The sequence below is a fragment of the Candidatus Margulisiibacteriota bacterium genome (assembly GCA_028706105.1).
GTDB lineage: Bacteria > Margulisbacteria > Riflemargulisbacteria > GWF2-35-9 > DYQY01 > DYQY01.
The window spans coordinates 1-7,570 of sequence record JAQWCF010000083.1; the positions used below are offsets into that span (position 1 = coordinate 1).

General features: G+C 35.2%; 8 protein-coding genes. 5 read left to right on the forward strand and 3 right to left on the reverse strand.

Going from position 1 to position 7,570, the window contains the following annotated elements; all coding sequences use genetic code 11:
* Nucleotides 1-48: 48 nt before the first annotated feature.
* Both PHF25_07945 and PHF25_07950 read right to left on the reverse strand, forming a co-directional pair.
* A complete protein-coding gene (locus tag PHF25_07945; protein MDD4527948.1) occupies nt 49-429 on the reverse strand; it encodes a hypothetical protein in 381 nt (126 codons plus the stop codon).
* A gap of 135 nt (nt 430-564) precedes the next feature.
* Nucleotides 565-1,473: a hypothetical protein gene (locus PHF25_07950; GenBank protein MDD4527949.1), complete on the reverse strand. Its 909-nt coding sequence runs from the start codon at nt 1,471-1,473 to the stop codon at nt 565-567.
* Between the two features lie 190 nt (nt 1,474-1,663).
* Between PHF25_07950 and hydG the strand changes: the two genes are divergently transcribed.
* On the forward strand, nt 1,664-3,031 hold the full coding sequence (gene hydG / locus PHF25_07955) for a [FeFe] hydrogenase H-cluster radical SAM maturase HydG (protein MDD4527950.1): 1,368 nt from the start codon (nt 1,664-1,666) through the stop codon (nt 3,029-3,031).
* A 3-nt stretch (nt 3,032-3,034) separates the two neighbouring features.
* Here hydG and PHF25_07960 read toward each other — a convergent pair whose 3' ends face one another.
* Nucleotides 3,035-3,604, reverse strand: coding sequence for a hypothetical protein (locus PHF25_07960; GenBank protein MDD4527951.1), 570 nt, complete (start codon nt 3,602-3,604; stop codon nt 3,035-3,037).
* 158 nt (nt 3,605-3,762) lie between these two features.
* Here PHF25_07960 and hydF point away from each other — a divergent pair, with 158 nt between their 5' ends.
* The 4 genes from hydF to PHF25_07980 form a co-directional block, all read left to right on the forward strand.
* Nucleotides 3,763-4,995, forward strand: a complete 1,233-nt coding sequence (gene hydF, locus PHF25_07965) for a [FeFe] hydrogenase H-cluster maturation GTPase HydF (protein MDD4527952.1) — start codon at nt 3,763-3,765, stop codon at nt 4,993-4,995.
* Complete coding sequence (gene hydE / locus PHF25_07970; GenBank protein ID MDD4527953.1) at nt 4,985-5,989, forward strand: [FeFe] hydrogenase H-cluster radical SAM maturase HydE; 1,005 nt, start codon at nt 4,985-4,987, stop codon at nt 5,987-5,989. The genes hydF and hydE overlap by 11 nt, the downstream gene beginning before the upstream one ends.
* Entirely contained in the window at nt 5,986-6,348 is a 363-nt protein-coding gene (locus PHF25_07975; protein ID MDD4527954.1) for a sulfite exporter TauE/SafE family protein, read from the forward strand. Before hydE ends, PHF25_07975 begins: the two co-directional genes overlap by 4 nt.
* Before the next feature lie 8 nt (nt 6,349-6,356).
* The coding region (locus PHF25_07980) for an endonuclease Q family protein (protein ID MDD4527955.1) at nt 6,357-7,570 on the forward strand (1,214 nt) is incomplete at its 3' end.

Consider the following 7,570-nt stretch of genomic DNA (forward strand, 5'->3'; position numbering starts at 1 on the left):
TAAATCCTGACTTCTTAGAAGAAGTAGTTAGGCAATTTAAAGAACAATTTAATATTTTGTCAGAAATTGCTGCTTAAGGTATATGGAGTTTACGATGAAATTGCAAACATTTCTGGACATTACCAAATATTTAACTGAGCCGACAGTTGCTTCGATACCAAGGACAAGCTTCTTAATCCTAGCGATTTCTTTATTGTTAAAAGAACCGCCTCTATTCCTATACAATATAGCAAACTTAACCAAGCTCATTTTGTTTGGTTTTTGAAAAATCGAATATATATTAGCCTTACTACTTTTTACTGGCTGAATATCTAGGGTAGCTTTATCCCGTTGTATCGCTAGATTACGGATAACAGATAAAGCTACCCTAGGCTGCAAGATTTGTTTTCTTATTTCTGTTTTTTTATCTGCAATTATCTTATTCTTCATGTTCAGTTATCGAAGCGATAATTTAAAAGTTGCAGTAATTCTAATCTTCTAAGCTTCTTATGTTTTCGGCTTAAAAATCCACAATATTTTCCTTAACTGGCTTGTATAAACAATTTTTATTTTAAACTAACAAGCTTATTGTTCATATTTATGAAGAGTGGAATCCAACTCCCCTTCCTTATCAAACATATGTCTAATATATTGATTCCCTTTATTTTCAGTAGCCTCTGAAAAATCAGGAAACATTTGATAAAAATCATAATAATATATTCTTTTCAAAATTTCAGTGCCACACTTACGTCTCAAATATTTACTAAACCGCAAAATCCTATTTGTAGAGTCTATAAGAATCACACGTTTGCCTGAATTTAAATATTTTGTAGCTTTTTTTCTCTGTTTTTTTTCTAAACTTGCCGAAAGTACCATGAAATGTTTCCTCTGCTCGTCTCCCTTAACCGAAAAATGAGAATTTTGATACTTCATAATATCCCAACTCAACCTAAGTATATTATTAAAAAGAATCCTAACCTCTTCTGGCTTCAGTTTATTCTTTAAAGCTGAACGATGTAAACTCCAAAGAACTTTGTAAGTGATATCTCTCATTTCTTTTAAAACGCTAGGGTCTTGTCCGGGAATATTCAAAGCAAGCATTGTATACATAAACCCTACATTAAAAGGAACCAAAGTCATTAAATAGATAACAGGGTGAAACTTAGCGTCGGGATGAGTTAAACGAGAATGCAATAAAACTGCTAATCTTGAAATCCCACCTGCAAATGTTAATAAAACAGAAATCACCACAGACAAAACCGGGTATCCAACTATGCTACCTCCTATTAGTACAGGAAGGGCAAAATATTTTACGGAGCCGACTGTTGCTTCAATGCCAAGCACTAGCCTTCGAAGTCTAGCTATTTCTTTGTTGTCACAAGAGCCTCCTCTATTCCTATACAGAATCGCAAATCTAACCAAGCTCATTTTGTTTGGTTTTTGAAAAATTGAATAAATTTTTGTTTTTTTACTTTTAACTTTTTTCTTTCTCATAACCGAATTGTATAGGTTAAATGCCGTTAGCTTGAAATTTACAAAATATTTTTTTATTCTCATTTTCTGATCCTCATCTATCTTATTCTTTACATTAAATTATCGTAGCAATATATACAAAATTGCAAGTGCATTATTAAACTTAAAACCGTTTGATAATGAATGCTAAAAGTATTATCATTAACTAGTCATGATTATTAACAACGAAAAAATACAACAAGCACTAAACTATAGACCGACTCATTCCGAACTAAAAGATATCCTTGCTAAAAGCAAAAGACTAGAAAGACTCTCTATGCAAGAGGTCTCTGTCCTTCTAAATACAACAGATAAAGCTGGAGTTAGTGAAATACTAAAAACAGCTAACTGGGTTAAAAATGAAATCTATGGCAACAGACTAGTAATCTTTGCTCCTCTTTACATCTCTAATCTTTGCAAAAATGATTGTGTTTATTGTGCCTTCCGTTGCACCAATACAAGCATCGCTAGAAAAGCCTTATCGCAAGAAGAAATCACTAATGAAACTGTAGCTCTGCTAAAAACAGGACAAAAAAGAGTGTTGCTGGTAGCTGGAGAGTCTTATCCAAAAGAAGGGTTAGACTATGTGCTAAAAGCAATAGATACAGTTTATGCGGCCAGAGACGGAAAAAATAATATAAGAAGACTAAATGTAAACTTAGCTCCACTAGAAATAGCAGACTTCAAAAGGTTAAAAGAGCGTAATATCGGAACATTTCAACTCTTTCAAGAAACATATCACAAAGAAACATATGCAAAACTTCATCTTAAAGGTCCTAAACGTAACTATGATTACAGAATTACTGCTATCGACCGTGCCTTTGAGGCAGGAATTGATGACGTAGGAATTGGCGTACTTTTTGGTTTGTATGATTATAGGTACGAAGTCCTTGCTCTAATATCTCACATTGAACATTTGGAACAAAAATTTGGAATGGGACCACATACAATATCCATACCTAGACTTGAACCTGCAACAGGATCAGAAATAGCCTCTGCGCCACCTTATCCTGTCTCTGATGATGATTTCAAAAAAATGATTGCTATCCTTAGACTTGCAGTTCCATATACTGGTCTAATACTTAGCACTAGAGAAACAGCTGAAACAAGAAGCGAGGCCCTAAACCTTGGTATATCTCAAATCAGTGCTGGAAGTAAGACTAATCCTGGTGGCTACAGCGAAGTTGATAGCATTGAACAATTCTCGCTTGGTGACCATCGTAATTTAGATGATGTCATCTATGATGTCTGTGCACATGGTCATATTCCTTCTTTCTGTACTGGCTGTTACCGTTTAGGACGTACTGGGCTAGACTTTATGGAATACGCAAAACCTGGTGACATTAAAAAGAAATGTTCACCTAATGCAATAATAACCTTTCAAGAATATTTAGAAGATTATGCTTCACCAAAAACGAAAAAAATTGGAGAACAAACTATTGCCGAAGCTTTACGAAATCTTCCTGATGACAAAATACGAGAATTTGCGATGAACTCTCTCCAGAAAATCAAAGACGGACAACGAGATATTTTCTGCTAACAGCTAATTAATTCTTCCCCTATCAATTTGAGCCAACATTTTTTTATGTTTCTGTGTAGCTATTATAGATTGAATCTCTTTAGCATATGACGAATACCTTTTTATAAAAAACTTACAGGCAGAATTAACGGACAGTTGAAAACATTCCGCTTGTGAATCATTTGCATAATCAACCAATTGGGCTAACATCTCCGTAATCTGTGTTGGGTTATCATGTCCTTGGTTATAAACAACATTTATTAATACGCCTATTTTAAATATAGCTAAATGATTTGCATATCCATAAGACTCTTCATACTCATTTTTAGGAGGAAGAGTCGTTAAAATATCATCAATGATATCAGTCACGCTCTTCTGGCTAAGCTCGGATAAATTATCAATAATACTCTTATATTTTAAATAAACATTATACAGTAATGTTGGAACTGCAAGCTCTAAATCATTATTCTGCTCCAACCAAGAAACTAAAGTATTATAATCAAAGGCAGAATGATTCCAAGCAACCAAGCCATTTTCTAACACTATATTATTAAAAGAAATGATTTTATAGTTCATACTTAATATATCGCTCATAATTTTTAATTTTCCCGACTATTTACACTAAATAATCGAATTGCTTTTGAAGCTTAAAAATATTACTATGATTGGATGAATCTTACTGATGAAGAATTATTAAAACCTGAAAGGATTATAGCGCTGAACAATTACTTCACTTATACGCAAAATAAATCATGAACGAAACACCTAAAGGGAACAGAATTCACATTGCCATTTTTGGAAAAAGAAATGTTGGTAAATCATCTTTTCTAAACTCTATGCTTGGACAGCCCATGTCTATTGTTTCCGAAATACCAGGAACTACAACTGACCCAATAGAAAAAGCTTACGAGCTTCAACCAATTGGTCCAGTTCTACTGATAGACACAGCAGGTTTAGATGACGAAGGCGAACTAGGCAAACAAAGAATTAAACAAACTGAGCTGGTAATAAAAAAAACCGACTTAGCAGTCTTAATGCTTGAACACACATCAGATGGTGATTTTGAAAAAAACCTACTGAATAAACTAAACAAACAAAAGATTCCAACAGTACTTGTCTTAAACAAAACGGATTTAATTTCTGAAGAGCAATTTTCTCAAATAACTAAAGTATACGCTGATACTAAACAAAATATTTACCCTACGTCTATAGTGAATAACCTTGGTGTAGAAGAAGTCAAAAATGCTATTATAAAAGAACTAGAAGCAAAAATACCAGAGCCTGCAATACTACTAAATTTACTTGCCCCTGGAGACAATGTAGTCCTTGTAATTCCTATTGATGCAGAAGCTCCCAAGGGGAGACTAATTTTACCTCAAGTGCAAACTATCCGAGAATGTTTAGATGCAAACATTCCCTGTACAGTTGTCAAAGAAAAAGACCTGCACCACACCCTTACTCAAGTACTTAAAAAACAACCTAAAATTGTTATAACTGATAGCCAAGCATTTGAACAATCTAATACAGACGTACCTGAGAATATTCTACTTACATCTTTCTCTATTCTGCTTGCCAGACAAAAGGGAGACCTAAACAAATACGTAAGAGGCGTTAACCAGATTAACAAGTTAAAAAATGGAGACAAAATACTTGTAGCAGAACTTTGCTCACACAAGCCAATTACTGAGGACATTGGCAGAGTCAAGATACCTAGATGGCTCAAACAATATACTGGATTAGATCTAGTTTTTGACTTTGCAGTCGGAGCAAAGCCAGAATTCACAGCAAAAGACTACGCCTTGGTGATCCAATGTGGCGGATGCATGGTAAACAGAACCTTGATAATGAACAGAATAGACGACTTGAGCAAAGAGGATATTCCTGTCACTAACTATGGGATACTAATCGCCTACTTACATGGAATACTTGAAAGAGCACTCAAACCATTTCCTTCTGCCTTAGAGGAGCTTGAAAATGTTAACTGAAATAGAAGTATTAACTTTGCTCGAAGCTGAAACTGAGGATCTCTCTGCATTATACAAAAAAGCGGACATGGTTAGGAAAGAAAATATGGGCGACAATGTTTATCTGCGTGGCATTATTGAGATATCTAACTACTGTAAAAAAAGCTGTAATTACTGCGGTATACGTTCAAAAATTAAAAACATCAACAGGTACAGGATGCCAACAGCAGAAATACTCCAAGCGTGTAAAGATTTAGAAAAAAATGGCATGACAACTGTAGTTATACAAGCTGGAGAAGACGATAAGCTATCAAAAGAGTATATTGGGGGTCTCCTGCAACAAATCAAAAAAGAAACTAAACTAGCAATAACTCTTTCGCTTGGTGAACAAAATGAAGAAACTTTGCTACACTGGAAAAAATTAGGAATGGACAGATACCTTATTCGCTACGAAAGTTCAGACCCACTACTTTTCAAAAAAGCACATCCAGATGATGATTTAACTATAAGATTAGAATGTATCAAAACCATGCAAAAACTTGGCATACAAACAGGATCTGGGTTTTTAATTGGAATACCTGGGCAAACACTTGAAGGTCTCGCTAAAGAAATAATTTTCTGTACAAAACTTGATTTAGACATGATTGGAATTGGACCTTTTATTCCACACCCAGATACACCATTTGGAAATATAGCTAACCCATTTGAAAAAGAAATATTCTTCAAGGTTATTGCTATCCTGCGGTTGCTAAACCCAAAAGCACATATACCATCAACGACAGCATTTGATGCTATACAGCCGAATGGACGTAATCTGCTTTTACAAAGAGGAGCAAATGTCTTTATGCCCAATGCTACCCCTCAAAAATACAGAAAAATGTATCAATTATATCCAAACAAGCCTTGCGTGGATGAAAGTGGAGACGACTGTGCAAAATGTGTACAAGGAAGAATTATTTCAATTGGACGAAAAATTGGGACCGACCAAGGTCATAGTATAAAGGAGAAAAAATGAATTTTATAATAATCTGTTTAATCGTAGGATCTATTGCAGGAGTTTTAAGTGGACTGTTTGGGATTGGAGCTGGCATCATTATGATTCCAGGGATGATCTATTTGCTTGGATTTAATCAACATATGGCTCAAGGCACGTCGCTGGCTATCATGTTGCCGCCAATAAGTATATTCGCAGTCATGCAATACTACAAAACTGGGAATATCGACCTTAGAGCTACGTTTTGGATAGCTATTGCCTTTGTCTTGACTAGTTTTTTTGGTGCAAATTTAGCGCTGGAATTAAGTAACACTGTTTTAAGAAAAATTTTTGGAATTGTGATGCTAGTAATGGCGTTAAGAATGATTATTACAAAGTAAAATACCACATGCCAAAATTCATCGCCGATCTACATATACATTCCAAATACTCTAGAGCAACTAGCCCCCTTCTGACTCCTGAACATTTAGAATATTGGGCTAAAATTAAAGGAATCCAAGTAATGGGAACCGGAGATTGCATACACCCTGTTTGGCTCAATGAACTAGAAACAAAACTAGAATCTTCCGAAAATGGGCTGTACACTTTAAAAAAAGAATACCAACTTCCAGAAACAAAAAATCTCTCCAATGTATTACAAGAAAAACCCGTATACTTTATGCCAACAACCGAGATTAGCAACATCTATAAAAAAAACAATAAAACTCGAAAAGTTCACAATATATGTATTCTGCCAGACTTTGACACAGTACGTATTTTTCAAGCTAAAATAGAGGAGATTGGCAATATACGTTCAGACGGAAGACCAATACTTGGACTAGACTCAAAAATACTTTTAGAAATGTTACTTGAAAGTGGAAACAACTCTTATCTAATACCTGCACATATTTGGACACCCTGGTTTTCTGTGCTTGGCTCCAAGTCTGGTTTTGATAGCATCGAAGAATGTTACGAAGATTTGTCTTCTGAGATTTTCGCATTAGAAACTGGACTTTCCAGTGACCCGCCTATGAATAGAATATGTTCTTTCCTAGACAAATATCGACTAGTTTCTAACTCCGACGCACATTCGCCCGACAAACTTGGCAGAGAAGCCAATGTGTTTGATGTAGAGATAGGCTACAACAACATCTATAATGCTTTGAAAAACGATAAGGGATTTATAGGGACTATCGAGTTTTTTCCCGATGAAGGCAAGTACCACAATGATGGACATCGCGATTGCAAAATCAATTGGACTCCCCTAGAAACAGTGCAACACAATAATCTCTGTTCTACATGCGGGAAAACTGTGACTAAAGGTGTAATGTATCGGGTTGCGGAGTTAGCTGATCGGACGGACCCCTCGGAAGCTAAATCCAAACAGACCTTCTGGTCAATCACTCCCTTAGCAGGATTGCTGGCTGAGCTTGATAACAAAAAGAACCCTAGATCAAAAGCTATTACAGAAAAATACTTTCATTTAATAAATTCTTTAGGCTCAGAATTGGACATTCTGCTAACTACTGATTTAAAGGAAATAGCAAAAATATCTGGCACAATTACTGCCGAAGCTATCAATAGATTAAGAGAAGGCTTTATCCTAACAGAAGGTGGCTACGA